The sequence below is a fragment of the Microbulbifer sediminum genome (genome assembly GCF_021729035.1).
Lineage (GTDB): Bacteria > Pseudomonadota > Gammaproteobacteria > Pseudomonadales > Cellvibrionaceae > Microbulbifer > Microbulbifer sediminum.
The window spans coordinates 181,287-194,624 of record NZ_JAJSAP010000004.1 but is presented as its reverse complement, the minus strand read 5'-3'; the positions used below and the strand labels follow the sequence as shown (position 1 = coordinate 194,624).

The window sequence follows — 13,338 nt, the reverse complement described above, 5'->3', positions numbered from 1 at the left end:
GAAGGCTGGGAAGGGCGGCCAGCCGTATCAGGGCTGGCTGCGCCCATCATTGAGCAGCCGCCCTGCACCCGGGTCACCGTGTCGCCGCAGGCGGTCTACCCACAGGACCGTGCCCCCGGCCACAGCCGCCGGCATCACGAAGATATTCAGGACTGGTACCATTTTTGCCAGCATTACCGCGCCGCCAAAACTGAGACTGGACAGCTTGCGCCGCATTAGCACGCTTTTCAGCTCGTCGAAGGGGCGCTGGTGGTTATCCAGCGGGTAGTCGACGTACTGGATTGCCATGCACCAGGCGCCCCAGAGCCCGCCCATGATGGCAGGGATAAACACTGTCCAGCTGGTGAGCATGGCGATGACAAAAATCACCAGGCCCCAGCCAATGAAGTACACCAGCTTGCGCAGTTCCCGGCCGATCGTGCGCCATACCATGCTGAGCATCGGTTCTGCCGGGGGAGCCTGGCCGGTGAGGAGCTCCTCAACTTTTTCTGCCAGGAAACCATTGAATGGTGCGGCGATGATGTTGGTGATGATGCCAAAAAGGTAGCCGTACACGAACAGGAACAGAATCACCACAGCGATGGCAATCAGCCATGCCAGCCACTGGAAAACATTGGCGGCCCAGGCAGCGCCTTTCGCCAGGATCGCCCGCCACCAGGACATGGTCTCGGTATTGACTGGTTCGTGCGCCAGCAGGCTGTTGAGGTATTCCGCCAGCCCGCCAAGCTGCGAAAGCATGACCGCTGTCAGGGCGATAAACAGCACCAGGTTGATCAGCAGCGGCACAATGATGAACGGCCGCAGTTCGCGGCGTCCCAGCAGGCGTGCTCCCTGGATCAGCGCATCGACACCGTGGGTGGGATTGGAAGTCATCAGGACACTCCCTGTGCGGGTGACTTATTCGCGAGCGCCGGCTTCGCGCAGGATATGTGCGTATTCGTCAGCCTGGCGATGTTCGGCGACTTTCTGCAGCAGTGTCTTTCCTTCGGGCCCGACACTGTCCAGGTTGTGGCCCTGCTCCAGGAACAGGCGTACGAACGTGGAAAAGTTTTCCGCTTTCATGCCCCGGTAGGCGCGCTCCAGCAGATAGAAATCCCGCTCCACGCCCGCGGGCGCCTCCCCCTCAAGAAATCCGGCGATACGCTCTTCATCGAATACTTCACCGAGGACTTTCTGCTTGTCTTTCTTCAGGGTCACAATCTGTTCCTTCGCTTTGGCTGATGTCAATTGGCCAGGCTGGGGTACACCCCGCTCAGGGCTGTTCGTCCCGTCCCGGGGCTGCCGGGATCACTGGTGCCCGGCGCGCCATGCTGGCCCGCTCGTAATTGTACGCAGCTGCAATCAGGATGTCCTCCCGGTTGGCGCCGGAAAAAAACGAGAGTCCCACGGGCAGGTGCCGCACAAAGCCCATGGGTACGGTGATGTGGGGGTAGCCGGCAACCGCGGCCGGTGTGGAAGCCGACCCCAGGTAGTGGTCGCCATTGATCTGGTCAATTTTCCAGGCCGGGCTGGTGGTGGGCGCCACCAGTAAATCCAGGTCATGTTCCCTGAGTACGGCATCGATCCCCTGCTTGCCGGCCAGTGACTTGAGCCGCGCCACCTCCTCGGTGAACCCGGCTTCCTGGCGACCGCGGGATTCCTGGGCCATGATGAAAATCTCCTGGCCGAAATGCTGGAGTTCCCGTCCCTGCGCCCGCTCATTGGCCGCCACCAGTGCCTGGAGGGTTTTCGCCTTTACCGGTGCGGTTGCCAGATACTCGGCCACGGCATCCTTGAATTCCCACGCCAGCAGATCGAATTCCAGGGCATGTATCTCGTCCAGGGTATCGATATTGGCATTGTCGACCAGGGTTGCCCCCTGTGCGCGCAGGACTTCCAGCGCCTGTGCAAACACCGCATCGGTTTTGGGGCTATAGCCGGTGAGGTTGCGGACAATACCGATACGCAGTCCCTTGAGGCCATCCGGTTGCAGGTGCCGGCGGTAGGGGCCGCGCGCGGGGATGCTGTCCGGGTCCGCCGGATCCTCGCCAACCATTGCATCCAGCAGCATGACCGCGCCGCTGACAGTGGTGGCCATGGGGCCGGCGGTGTCCTGGTGGGCCGAAATGGGAATAATGCCGTCGCGGCTGACCAGTCCCAGGGTGGGTTTGATACCCACCACGCCGTTGATTGCTGCCGGGCAGGTAACGGAGCCATCGGTCTCGGTGCCCACGGCGAGGGGGGCAAGGCCGGCCGCCACGGCGACGGCAGAGCCGGAGCTGGAACCGCAGGGCGAGCGGGACAGGTCGTAGGGGTTGCGGGTCTGGCCGCCGATGGCGCTCCAGCCACTGGACGAACGGGTGGAGCGGAAGTTGGCCCACTCGCTCAGATTGGCTTTGCCCAGGATGATGGCACCTTGTTCCCGCAGGGACTTCACCAGGAAAGCGTCATCGGCCGGAATGTTCTCCCGCAAGAGCCAGGAGCCAGCGGTGTTGGGCATGCCGTCGCCGGTGTCGATATTGTCCTTGAGCAGCACGGGGATACCGTGAAGTGGACCGAGGATAGTGCCTGCGGCACGCAGTCGGTCGAGTCGCTCCGCTTCCTGCAGGGCCTCGTTGTTGAGGCGGGTAATGGCATTGAGTCGTTCGTTAAAGGTGTCGATCCGCTGCCGGTATTCGCGCACCAGCTGGGCAGAGGTTTTCTGTCCGCTGTCCAGGGCTGTGCGCAAGTCGCTGACTGATGGGTAGTCGTCTGCGGTCAGCGGTACAGACACGAGCGCGGTCAGTGCGACGGCGGCGAGCGATATCAATCTTGTTATGTTTTTCATGGTCCACCTGTATCCGGAAGGCGATCCCCGTGGCTGTGCTCTCGGGGGAGTGGCCGCAGGGGAAACCCCATATTACCTGAGAATACCGGCATACAAAGGACTGCCCGGATTCCTGCTCATGTCGGCAGCTACAGGAATGCGGGCCAGGGGGACCGGGGCAGGGAAGCGGGAGTAAGGGGGTACGGGGCTCAGGCAGGATCCTGGCCCCGCAGAAGTCAGGCCTTCAGGCCCAGCTCCTCGATGGAAATCTCCCGCATACGGAATTTCTGTATCTTGCCGGTGACGGTCATCGGGAAACTGTCGGTGAAACGGAAATAGCGCGGGATCTTGAAGTGGGTGATCCTGCCCTTACAAAACTCGCGCAATTCCTCTTCTGTCACTTCCCCGGCATCGGTGCGCAGCTGGACCCAGGCCACAAGCTCTTCGCCGTATTTCTTGTCCGGTACGCCCGTTACCTGCACATCGGCAATCGCCGGGTGGGTGTAGAGGAATTCCTCCACCTCCTTCGGATAGATGTTTTCGCCCCCGCGGATCACCATATCCTTGATGCGCCCGACGATCTGGATATAGCCGTCTTCGTCCATGGTGGCCAGGTCGCCGGTGTGCATCCAGTTGTCCTCGTCGATCGCGCTGCGAGAGGCTTCCTCGTTGTTCCAGTAGCCGAGCATGACGCTGTACCCTCGGGTACAGAGCTCGCCGACCTCGCCGCGGGGCAGCGTCTTGCGGGAGGTCGGGTCGATGATCTTCGATTCCAGGTGAGGTTGTGTGCGCCCGACAGTGGTGACGCGCTTGTCGAAAGGGTCGTCGGCGGCGGTCTGGGTTGAAACCGGGCTGGTCTCGGTCATGCCGTAGGCAATCTGTACTTCCTGCATGTGCATTTTGCTGTTGACCGCTTTCATCACCTCGGCGGGGCAGATGGAGCCCGCCATGATGCCGGTGCGCAGGGAGCTGAGGTCGAACTGGTCGAAGTCCGGGTGCTCCAGCTCGGCGATAAACATGGTGGGCACGCCGTACAGGGCTGTGGCCCGTTCCGCGGCCACTGTCTCCAGCACTGTCTTCGCTTCGAAAGCCTCGCCGGGGTAGATCATGGTGGCGCCATGGCTAACACAGCCCAGGTTACCCATCACCATGCCAAAGCAGTGGTACAGGGGCACGGGAATTACCATCCGGTCGCGCTCTGTCAGCCCCATGCTCTCGGCAACAAAAAAGCCGTTGTTGAGGATGTTGCGGTGGGACAGGGTGGCGCCCTTGGGAAAACCGGTGGTGCCGGAGGTGTACTGGATATTGATGGCTTCCTCGCAGTGCAGTGATGCCTGCGCTGCGGCCAGCCGGGCACCATCGACCTGGGGGGCCTGTTGCAGCAGGTCCCGCCAGCGCCACATACCTTCGTGTGCCTGCTCATCCAGGTTCGCCACTATTTCGAGGTGCGGCAGTTTCACGGACTGCAGCTTCCCGACAGGGGAGGTCCTCAGCTCCGGCGCCACCTCATAGAGCATGGCCGTGTAATCCGTGCCCTTGAATTGTTCGGCGGTGACCAGCATGCGCGCCTGCGAGTGGTTGAGGGCGTATTCAAGTTCGTGCAGGCGGTAGGATGGATTGATGTTCACCAGGATGGCACCGATCTTGGCAGTGGCGAACTGCAGCGTGGTCCACTGGGCATTGTTGGGTGACCAGACTGCCACGCGGTCGCCCTTGCCGATACCGATGGCCAGCAGGGCCCGCGCACAGGTGTCGACCTGCTGCTGGAGCTCGCGATAACTCCAGCGAATGCCCTGGTGGCGCACAACCAGGGCCTCGTTATCCGGGAAGCGCGCGGTGATCTCGTCGAGCTTGTCGCCGATGGTCATTTCGATCAGTGGCTGCCCAGCCTGGCCGCGGGTATAGCTCGGGAGTGTCTCGGTCATCACCTGCACCTCTTGTTGTTATCAATTGCAGGTCCTTAATTTCCTGACTTGCGTCCCTTTTGTCCAGAGAATGGGGCGAACTATTTGTGACCGGAATCCGGCTTTCCGTGCATGAGAGGCGGGAGGAACGCGGCCAGCGGCCGCTCCTGCAGAGCGGGAGGGCGGGCCCCCGACGCAATGCACGAGGCGTCTTGCGTGGGGACCCGGGCTCGCAGCGGGCAATCAGAGCAGGGCGTCGAGCTTGGCCTTGAGAATCTCGTTGATCATCTGCGGGTTGGCCTGGCCCTTCGAGGCTTTCATTACCTGGCCGACAAAGTAGCCCATCATTTTCGGGCGCTTGGCTTCGTCGGCATTGCGGTAATTCTCTACCTGCTTGGCGCTGTTGGCGATTACCTCGTCGATCATTTTCTCGATCGCGCCGGTATCGGAGACCTGCTTCAGACCGCGCTGTTCGATCACGGTATCCGCATCGCCCTCGCCATTCGCCATGGCCTCGAATACCTGCTTGGCGATCTTGCTGGAAATCGTGTTGTCCTTGATCCGCGCGATCAGTCCCGCCAGTTGCCCGGCGGTAACCGGCGATTGCCCGATGGACAGCTCCTCACGGTTCAGCAGTGCTGCCAGCTCACCCATCACCCAGTTGGCAGCCAGTTTGGGCTCGGCCGAGCTTTTGGCCACGGTTTCAAAGTAATCGGCTGTCGCGCGTTCCTGGGTCAGCTGGTCGGCGTCATAGGCGGACAGGCCGTAATCGCTGGCAAAGCGCGCGCTCTTGGCATCCGGCAGTTCCGGCAGTTCACCACGCAGCTTCTCGATGTAGTCCGCGGACAGTTCAACCGGCAGCAGGTCGGGACAGGGGAAGTAGCGGTAGTCGTTGGCGACTTCCTTGCTGCGCATGGAGCGGGTCTCATTCTTGTCCGAGTCGTAAAGGCGGGTTTCCTGGATAACAGTGCCGCCGTCCTCGAGCAGGTCGATCTGGCGCTCGGCCTCTACCTTGATTGCCCGCTCCACGAAACGGAAGGAATTCACATTCTTGATCTCGGTGCGGGTGCCGAGCTCCTGTTCGCCCTTCAGTCGCACCGAGACGTTCGCGTCGCAGCGCATGGAGCCCTGGGACATGTCCCCATCGGAGATGCCCAGGTAAGTGACGATGCTGTGCAGCTTTTTCAGGTAGGCGACCGCCTCGGCGGCACTGCGCAGGTCCGGCTCGGAAACGATCTCGATCAACGGTGTGCCGGCGCGATTGAGGTCAATGCCGGACATCCCGTGGAAGTCCTCGTGCAGGGACTTGCCGGCGTCCTCTTCCAGGTGCGCGTGGTGCAGGCGCACCTTTTTGCTGCTGCCGTCTTCCAGGTGGATCTCGATCTCGCCCGGTCCGACGATCGGCTCTGCCAGCTGGGTAGTCTGGTAGCCCTTGGGCAGGTCCGGGTAGAAGTAGTTTTTGCGCTCGAACACCGAGCGCCGGCCGATCTCCGCATTCATGGCCAGGCCGAACATGACGGCGAAACGGAATGCCTCTTCATTCGGCACCGGCAGGGTGCCGGGCATGGCCAGGTCAATGGCGCAGGCCTGCGTATTGGGTGCCGCCCCGAACTGGGTGCTGGCCCCGGAAAAGAGTTTTGATTGGGTGGCGAGCTGGACGTGGACTTCCAGCCCGATGACGACTTCCCATTCCATCATTGTTCTCCTGCCGTTTGAGCAAATGGGGCGCTTGCTCGGTGCCAGTCGGTAGCCTGTTGGTACTGGTGGGCGACGTTCAGCATCCGCGCTTCATCGAGGTAGTTACCGATGACCTGCAGGCCTACAGGCAGGCCGTTTACCTGTCCGCAGGGCAGTGACATGGCCGGCAGCCCCGCCAGGTTGGCGGAGATGGTGTAGATATCTTCCAGGTACATGGCCACCGGGTCGTCGGTTTTTTCATTGAGGCGGAAGGCGGGGTTGGGGGCAGTCGGGCCCATGATGACATCCACCTGCCCGAAGGCCTGGACAAAGTCCTGCTTGATCAGGCGGCGGACCTGCTGGGCCTTATTGTAATAGGCGTCGTAGTAGCCGGCGGAAAGCGCGTAGGCGCCGACAAGGATGCGTCGCTTGACCTCCTCGCCAAAGCCCTCGCCCCGCGAGCGCATGTAGAGGTCGCGCAGGTCGGCGGGATTCTCGCAGCGATAGCCATAGCGCACGCCGTCAAAGCGCGACAGGTTGGCCGATGCCTCGGCCGGCGCGATGACATAGTAGGCGGGCACCGCCAGGTGGGTATGGGGGAGGCTGATCTCCACCAGCTCAGCGCCGAGCCGCTCGTATTCCTTCAGGGCGTCCTGCACCCGTGCAGCGGCATCCGGATTAAGCCCCTCACTGAAGTACTCCTTCGGCACGCCGATGCGCAGGCCGCGGATGTCGTCGCCCAGGGTGGCGGTAAAGTCCGGGACCGGCCGGTTCAGGCTGGTGGAATCACGCGGATCGTGGCCTGCCATGGCCGACAGCAGGTAGGCCACATCCTCGGCAGTACGGGCGATGGGGCCGCCCTGGTCGAGGCTGGAGGCGAAGGCGATCATGCCCCAGCGGGAGACCCGGCCGTAGGTTGGCTTGAGCCCGGTGGTGCCGGTCAGGGCCGCCGGCTGGCGGATAGAGCCGCCGGTATCGGTGGCGGTGGCGCCGGGTACCAGTTGCGCGGCCACTGCGGCGGCCGAGCCGCCGGATGAGCCCCCGGGTACATGACCGGGGTTCCAGGGATTCCTCACCGGGCCGTAATAGCTCGTCTCGTTGGAGGAACCCATGGCGAACTCGTCCATGTTGGTCTTGCCGAGGCTCACAATCCCGGCGGCCTGGAGCTGTTCCACCACATGGGCATCGTAGGGCGGCACAAAGTTATCCAGCATTTTGGAGCCGCAGCTGGTGCGCGTCCCGCGGGTACAGAAGATATCCTTGTGGGCAATGGGGACGCCGCACAGGGCGGGGGCATCGCCCGCCGCCAGGCGCTGGTCGGCGGACTCGGCCTGCCGCAGGGCACTCTCGGCGGTGACACTGATAAAGCTGTTCAGGTCGCCGTCCAGTTGCTCGATACGGGTGAGCAGCTGGCGCGTGATCTCGACACTGGAGAACTCACGTTCCCGCAGGCCGCGGATGATTTCGGCGATGGTTAACTGGTGCATGGTATTCCCGCTGTGTTCTCTGTGTTCAGGTGCTTGCCAGGGATCGCTCAGTCGATCACCTTGGGAACCAGGTAGAGGCCCTGCTCGGACTGGGGGGCCAGCTGCAGGAATTCTTCACGCCTGTCCGGCTCGGTGACCTCGTCCGGCCGCAATGCCTGCACCTCGTCCAGCGGGTGCGCCATCGGTGCAACGCCCTCGGTGTGCACAGACTGCAGCTGGTCGACCAGCTGCAGCACATTGCCCAGGCGCTTGCCGACTTCGTCGATGGTTTCCTCCGAGATGGCGATGCGGGCCAGCTCGGCCAGTTGTTCTACGGTTTGCTTGTCCACAGACATGGCAATTGGGGCTCCAGCTTGGGTGCAAATGGGAACTGCCCCGTGACCGGCCAACCGGACTCTTTTGTGGGGCAGAAGGGCCGCAAATTTAGCACAAGCGGCCACGATTCTCATAAACAGGCACCGAACGTTGCGCGGCGGGAGCCCGCCGATACGGCATATTGCGACCTGTTGCCATGTTTGGGCGGATTCAGCCTTGCCCTGACCCCCCGCCGTTGTTAGAGTTTGCCGATTCTGGAGGTGGACTGTGTGCCATCGCCCGGAAGGCCGCCGAACACCGGATGTCGGCAGGGCCTCGGGATCGCTCCCAATTCGGATAATGCGGCCCGGAACTCAGAATAATTCGCGCTGACTAATTAGGCTTTACAGCATGCACGAGTCTGCGCTGACAGTGCCCGCCCGGGGCGCCGTTACTATTAGTACAAGGTAATCGAATTCCATGTTTAAACGTTTGCGGGGCATGTTCTCCAGTGATCTCTCCATCGACCTGGGGACAGCCAACACGCTGATCTACGTGCGCGATCGTGGGGTCGTGCTCGATGAGCCCTCTGTTGTTGCCATTCGCCACTATAACGGGCAGAAAATCGTCGAAGCCGTTGGTGTCGAGGCCAAGCGTATGCTCGGCCGCACGCCGGGCAATATCACGGCCATCCGCCCCCTCAAGGATGGCGTGATCGCCGATTTCCAGGTCACCGAGAAAATGCTGCAGCACTTCATCAAGAAAGTGCATGAGCACAGCTGGATGCGCCCGAGCCCGCGCGTGCTGGTGTGTGTGCCCTGTCAGTCCACCGAGGTGGAGCGCCGCGCGATCCGCGAATCGGCCATGGGTGCCGGTGCGCGGGAGGTCTGGCTGATCGAGGAACCCATGGCGGCCGCCATCGGCGCCGGCCTGCGTGTGGAGGAAGCCAGCGGCTCCATGGTGGTGGATATCGGTGGTGGTACTACCGAAATCGCCATCATCTCCCTCAACGGCGTGGTGTACTCCGATTCTGTGCGGATCGGCGGCGACCGCTTCGACGAGGCGATCGTGAACTATGTGCGCCGTAACTACGGCAGCGTGATCGGCGATGCCACTGCCGAGCGCATCAAGGAAGAGATCGGTTGCGCCTACGCGGGCAGCGAGGTACGCGAGATCGACGTGCGTGGCCGCAACCTGGCCGAGGGCGTGCCGCGCAGCTTTACCCTGAACTCCGATGAGATCCTCGAGGCATTGCAGGAGCCCCTGACTGGTATCGTGCAGGCGGTGAAGAGTGCCCTCGAGCAGTCTCCGCCCGAGCTGGCTTCCGACATCGCCGAACGGGGCATGGTCCTGACCGGTGGTGGCGCACTGCTACGCGACCTGGACCGCCTGCTGATGGAAGAGTCCGGGCTGCCTGTGATCGTCGCTGACGACCCGCTGACCTGCGTTGCCCGCGGTGGCGGCAAGGCGCTGGACATGATGGACAAGAGCCGCCTGTACCTGGTGTCGAACTGAGTTCGGCACCCCTTGTACCGGATATCGATAACAACAACGCAACCTCACCAGTTAATGGGGGTTACCCATTAAACCGCTATTTACCCGCGGCCCTTCGCCGGAGTCCCGCATCCTGGTCCTGGGCCTGGTGGCGGCCGCGCTTATCGTCATCAATATTTATACCGACTGGCTGCAGCCCGTGCGTGAGCGCGTGGCCAGCCTGGCGGCGCCTTTCTACTGGATTACCGGTGCGCCCTCCCGCGTAGGGGAGTGGGCCGGCGACCAGCTGCGCTCGCGCGAGGAGCTGGAGGAGGAGAACAGCCGTCTCCGGCGCCAGGTGCTGCTGCTGGAGCAGCGCAGCCAGCTGCTCGCCGCCGTCAAGGCGGAAAACACCCAGCTCAAGGAGTTGATGAACTCGGCTGATTCGCTGGATGAGCGGGTCCTGGTCAGCCAGATTATTGGCGTGTCGCCGGATCCCCTGGAACACGTCGTGGTGATCGACAAGGGGCTTGATGATGGCGTGCGCGATGGCACCCCGATCATGGACGCAAGCGGCCTGCTGGGCCAGGTTATCGAGGCGGGCCCCGGTGCCAGTCGCGTACTGTTGATAACCGATGCCAGCCATGCCCTGCCGGTACAGGTGTTGCGCAACAGTGTGCGCGCCGTTGCCGAGGGTACGGGGGACCTCTATCGGCTCAAGTTGCGCCATGTGGCCAATACCAGTGATGTCCGTGAGGGAGACCTGCTGCTGAGTTCCGGCCTGGGTGGCCGCTTTCCATCGGGCTACCCGGTGGGTGAGGTTATTTCCGTCGAGCGGGATCCCGGGCGCGCTTTTGCCGAGGTCGAGGTCCAGCCCCGGGGCCGCATGAACCGCAGTCGTTTCGTACTGGCTGTGATCAGCGAAGGGGAAGAGGCCGTTGGAACCGAATAACCGCTGGTTCATCGCCGCGACGGTGCTGGTGGCCCTGTTGCTCTCGGTGATGCCCCTGCCGCACCAGTGGCTCTGGTTTCGCCCCGCGTTTATGGCGTTGCTGGTGATTTTCTGGATCAACCGGATGCCCCAGAGCCTGGGGGTGGGGTTTGCCTGGCTGGTCGGGTTGCTGGAAGATTTCGTCACCGGCGCTGTGCTGGGCACCCATGCCCTGGCTCTTGGGGCGCTGGCCTATTTCTGCCTGCTTACCTACCAGCGCACCCGCGCGTTCAACCCCGCCCAGCAGCTGATGTGGGTATTTGTACTGGTGGGTATTCACCAGGTGGTGGGTAATTGGGTGCACAGCCTGGCAGGAAAGCCAGTGCCCGGGCTGACCTTCCTCTGGCCGGCGCTCACCTCGGCGCTGTTGTGGCCGCTGATCACACCCTGGCTCGACCGTATGGCCGGGCGCCTGCAGGTGCGCTGAGGCCTGGCGTTGCGGGGTGTGTGAACCGGCGTTCACGTCACATTTTCCGTTAAGTCCGGTAAAGAGGCGCTCATTTTTCGAGCGATGCCGTTATAATCAGCGGCTGATTCACCAACAATAAAGCAGTACCGTGCCAGATACCGTCGATCACAGCAGACTGATCCTCGCTTCCGGCTCCCCGCGCCGCGCACAATTGCTGGCGCAGATCGGGGTGCCTTTTACCCAGGCGAAGACCGCCGTTCCGGAATCGAGGGCCGCCGGCGAGTCACCTCGTGATTATGTCCTGCGGCTGGCGTGTGAGAAAGCGGCGGCCGGCTTTGCTGCCCAGCCCCGTACCGAGGCCCGGGCTTGGGCCCTGGGTGCTGACACGGTGGTGGTCTGTGGCGGCGAGGTTCTGGAAAAACCCGCGGATTTCAGTGATTTTCGACGCATGATGGCGACACTTTCTGCTGTTGAGCATTCGGTGCTCACCGCCATCTGCCTGTGCCACGACGAGCGCCGCCTGAGCCGGGTGGTAGAATCCCGGGTGCGTCTGCGCCCGCTGCGCGACAGTACTGTCGAGGCTTACTGGCGCACCGGGGAACCAGCTGACAAGGCCGGTGGCTATGGCATCCAGGGGCTGGGTGCGGCGCTGGTGGAAAACTTCAGTGGCAGCTATAGCAACGTGGTGGGGTTGCCCCTGGAGGCGCTGGTCCCCATGCTCGAGGAAGCGGGAATCCCTTACTGGCAGGCCGGGGAGGCATCTTGAGCGAGGAACTGCTGATCAATGTGGCGCCCACCGAGACCCGTGTGGCCCTGGTGGAGAACGGCGTGCTGCAGGAAGTCTACCTGGAGCGCAGCGCGCGCCGCGGTATCGTCGGCAATATCTACAAAGGCAAGGTAGTGCGTGTGCTGCCGGGCATGCAGGCGGCGTTTGTCGATATCGGCCTGGAGCGCGCCGGCTTTATCCACGCATCCGACATCGCCCCCCTGGACGAGGAGGGCATGGAGTCCCGCGAGGCCGAGGTGGCGGATATCCGCGCGCTGGTGCGCGAGGGCCAGTCGCTGGTGGTACAGGTGGTGAAGGACCCGATCAGTACCAAGGGCGCCCGCCTCACCACGCACCTGAGCGTGTCCGCCCGTTACCTGGTCTACATGCCCCAGACCCGCCACATCGGCATTTCCAATCGCATTGAGGACGAGGGGGAGCGCGAGCGGTTGCGGGAGCTGGTTGAGCAGGCGTCGGCGAAGCTGGCCGACGAGGGCCAGTCCGGCGATGGCGGTTTTATCCTGCGCACCGTGGCCGAGGGGGTCAGCGAGGAGGAGCTGCTGCGGGATATCCCGTTCCTGTACAAGCTCTGGTCGGAACTGGAACAGCGCATCCGCTCGCGGCCGCTGCCATCGGTGATCTACGAGGATCTTCCCCTGTTTATGCGCGCCCTGCGCGACCTGGCCCGCCCGCACACGGAAAAGATCCGCATTGATTCCCGGGAGGCCCATGGCCGCGCGGCGGAGTTTTCAGGCAAATATGCCCCGGAGATCGCCGGTCGCCTGGAGCACTACCCGGGAGAACGTCCGCTGTTCGATCTCTACGGTGTCGAGGAGGAGATTCGCAAGGCCCTGCAGAACAAGGTGACGCTGAAGTCCGGCGGCTACCTGATCGTTGAGCAGACCGAGGCGATGAGTACGATCGATGTGAACACCGGGGCATTTGTCGGGCACCGCAACCTCGAAGAGACCATTTTCAAGACCAATCTCGAGGCGGCCACCGCGATCGCGCGCCAGCTGCGCCTGCGCAACCTGGGCGGTATCATCATTATCGACTTTATCGACATGAAGGATGTCGAGCACCAGCGCCAGGTCCTGCGAACCCTGGAGAAATCCATGGAGCGCGACCACGCCAAGACCAGCATCACCGGGGTCTCTGAGCTGGGGCTGGTGGAGATGACGCGCAAGCGCACGCGGGAGTCACTCGGGCAGATCCTCTGTGAACCGTGCCCGGTATGCGAGGGGCGCGGCACACTGAAAAGTGCTGAGACAGTGGTATACGAGATTTTCCGCGAAATTATTCGTGAGGCCCGGGCCTATGACAGCGAAAAAATCATGGTATTGGCCAGCCAGGTGGTGATCGACCTGCTCCTCGACGAGGAGTCGGCCAACGTGGCGGACCTGGAGGAGTTTATCGATCGACCGATCCAGTTCCAGGTAGAGCCTATATACAACCAGGAGCAGTACGACATTGTTCTGGTCTGATCCCCATCCCCATGCTCGCCCGAGCTGTTGTTCCGCGCCCGCTGGCGCGGCGGCCGTGCGTGGCCGGC

12 protein-coding genes are annotated in these 13,338 nt (G+C 62.7%); 5 read left to right on the top strand and 7 right to left on the bottom strand.

Going from position 1 to position 13,338, the window contains the following annotated elements:
• Nucleotides 1–27: 27 nt before the first annotated feature.
• From cysZ to gatC, 7 genes are all read right to left on the bottom strand, one after another.
• Entirely contained in the window at nucleotides 28–873 is an 846-nt protein-coding gene (cysZ, locus tag LVD11_RS08290) for a sulfate transporter CysZ (RefSeq protein ID WP_237057824.1), read from the bottom strand.
• 24 nt (nucleotides 874–897) lie between these two features.
• Nucleotides 898–1,197, bottom strand: coding sequence for a PA4642 family protein (locus LVD11_RS08285; protein ID WP_237057822.1), 300 nt, complete (start codon nucleotides 1,195–1,197; stop codon nucleotides 898–900).
• A gap of 55 nt (nucleotides 1,198–1,252) precedes the next feature.
• Nucleotides 1,253–2,806, bottom strand: a complete 1,554-nt coding sequence (locus LVD11_RS08280) for an amidase (protein ID WP_237057820.1) — start codon at nucleotides 2,804–2,806, stop codon at nucleotides 1,253–1,255.
• 215 nt (nucleotides 2,807–3,021) lie between these two features.
• Nucleotides 3,022–4,710 (bottom strand): AMP-binding protein, encoded by a 1,689-nt coding sequence (locus tag LVD11_RS08275; protein ID WP_237057818.1) that lies wholly within the window; start codon nucleotides 4,708–4,710, stop codon nucleotides 3,022–3,024.
• A 222-nt stretch (nucleotides 4,711–4,932) separates the two neighbouring features.
• Nucleotides 4,933–6,384, bottom strand: coding sequence for an Asp-tRNA(Asn)/Glu-tRNA(Gln) amidotransferase subunit GatB (gene gatB, locus LVD11_RS08270; RefSeq protein WP_237058276.1), 1,452 nt, complete (start codon nucleotides 6,382–6,384; stop codon nucleotides 4,933–4,935).
• Nucleotides 6,384–7,853, bottom strand: coding sequence for an Asp-tRNA(Asn)/Glu-tRNA(Gln) amidotransferase subunit GatA (gene gatA, locus LVD11_RS08265; protein WP_237057816.1), 1,470 nt, complete (start codon nucleotides 7,851–7,853; stop codon nucleotides 6,384–6,386). The genes gatB and gatA overlap by 1 nt, the downstream gene beginning before the upstream one ends.
• 47 nt (nucleotides 7,854–7,900) lie before the next feature.
• A complete protein-coding gene (gene gatC, locus LVD11_RS08260) occupies nucleotides 7,901–8,188 on the bottom strand; it encodes an Asp-tRNA(Asn)/Glu-tRNA(Gln) amidotransferase subunit GatC (protein WP_237057814.1) in 288 nt (95 codons plus the stop codon).
• 439 nt (nucleotides 8,189–8,627) lie between these two features.
• On the opposite strand from gatC, the gene LVD11_RS08255 reads away from it, so the two are divergent.
• The 5 genes from LVD11_RS08255 (at nucleotide 8,628) to rng (ending at nucleotide 13,270) form a co-directional block, all read left to right on the top strand.
• Nucleotides 8,628–9,662 (top strand): rod shape-determining protein, encoded by a 1,035-nt coding sequence (locus LVD11_RS08255; RefSeq protein WP_091507849.1) that lies wholly within the window; start codon nucleotides 8,628–8,630, stop codon nucleotides 9,660–9,662.
• A gap of 67 nt (nucleotides 9,663–9,729) precedes the next feature.
• Nucleotides 9,730–10,572, top strand: a complete 843-nt coding sequence (gene mreC, locus LVD11_RS08250) for a rod shape-determining protein MreC (protein WP_369413311.1) — start codon at nucleotides 9,730–9,732, stop codon at nucleotides 10,570–10,572.
• Nucleotides 10,559–11,038, top strand: coding sequence for a rod shape-determining protein MreD (mreD, locus tag LVD11_RS08245; RefSeq protein ID WP_237057810.1), 480 nt, complete (start codon nucleotides 10,559–10,561; stop codon nucleotides 11,036–11,038). The genes mreC and mreD overlap by 14 nt, the downstream gene beginning before the upstream one ends.
• Nucleotides 11,039–11,168: 130 nt before the next feature.
• The gene (locus tag LVD11_RS08240; protein WP_237057808.1) at nucleotides 11,169–11,786 is read left to right on the top strand and encodes a Maf family protein; all 618 of its coding nucleotides are present in this window, start codon (nucleotides 11,169–11,171) and stop codon (nucleotides 11,784–11,786) included.
• Nucleotides 11,783–13,270: a ribonuclease G gene (gene rng, locus LVD11_RS08235; protein WP_237057806.1), complete on the top strand. Its 1,488-nt coding sequence runs from the start codon at nucleotides 11,783–11,785 to the stop codon at nucleotides 13,268–13,270. The genes LVD11_RS08240 and rng overlap by 4 nt, the downstream gene beginning before the upstream one ends.
• Nucleotides 13,271–13,338: the final 68 nt, after the last annotated feature.

What these genes read in the sequence shown, in the direction of transcription:
- gatB (WP_237058276.1), bottom strand. Translation starts at nt 6,384, where the DNA reads ATGGAATGGGAAGTCGTCATCGGGCTGGAAGTCCACGTCCAGCTCGCC.
- LVD11_RS08255 (WP_091507849.1), top strand. Translation starts at nt 8,628, where the DNA reads ATGTTTAAACGTTTGCGGGGCATGTTCTCCAGTGATCTCTCCATCGAC.
- cysZ (WP_237057824.1), bottom strand. Translation starts at nt 873, where the DNA reads ATGACTTCCAATCCCACCCACGGTGTCGATGCGCTGATCCAGGGAGCA.
- gatC (WP_237057814.1), bottom strand. Translation starts at nt 8,188, where the DNA reads ATGTCTGTGGACAAGCAAACCGTAGAACAACTGGCCGAGCTGGCCCGC.
- gatA (WP_237057816.1), bottom strand. Translation starts at nt 7,853, where the DNA reads ATGCACCAGTTAACCATCGCCGAAATCATCCGCGGCCTGCGGGAACGT.
- LVD11_RS08280 (WP_237057820.1), bottom strand. Translation starts at nt 2,806, where the DNA reads ATGAAAAACATAACAAGATTGATATCGCTCGCCGCCGTCGCACTGACC.
- LVD11_RS08275 (WP_237057818.1), bottom strand. Translation starts at nt 4,710, where the DNA reads ATGACCGAGACACTCCCGAGCTATACCCGCGGCCAGGCTGGGCAGCCA.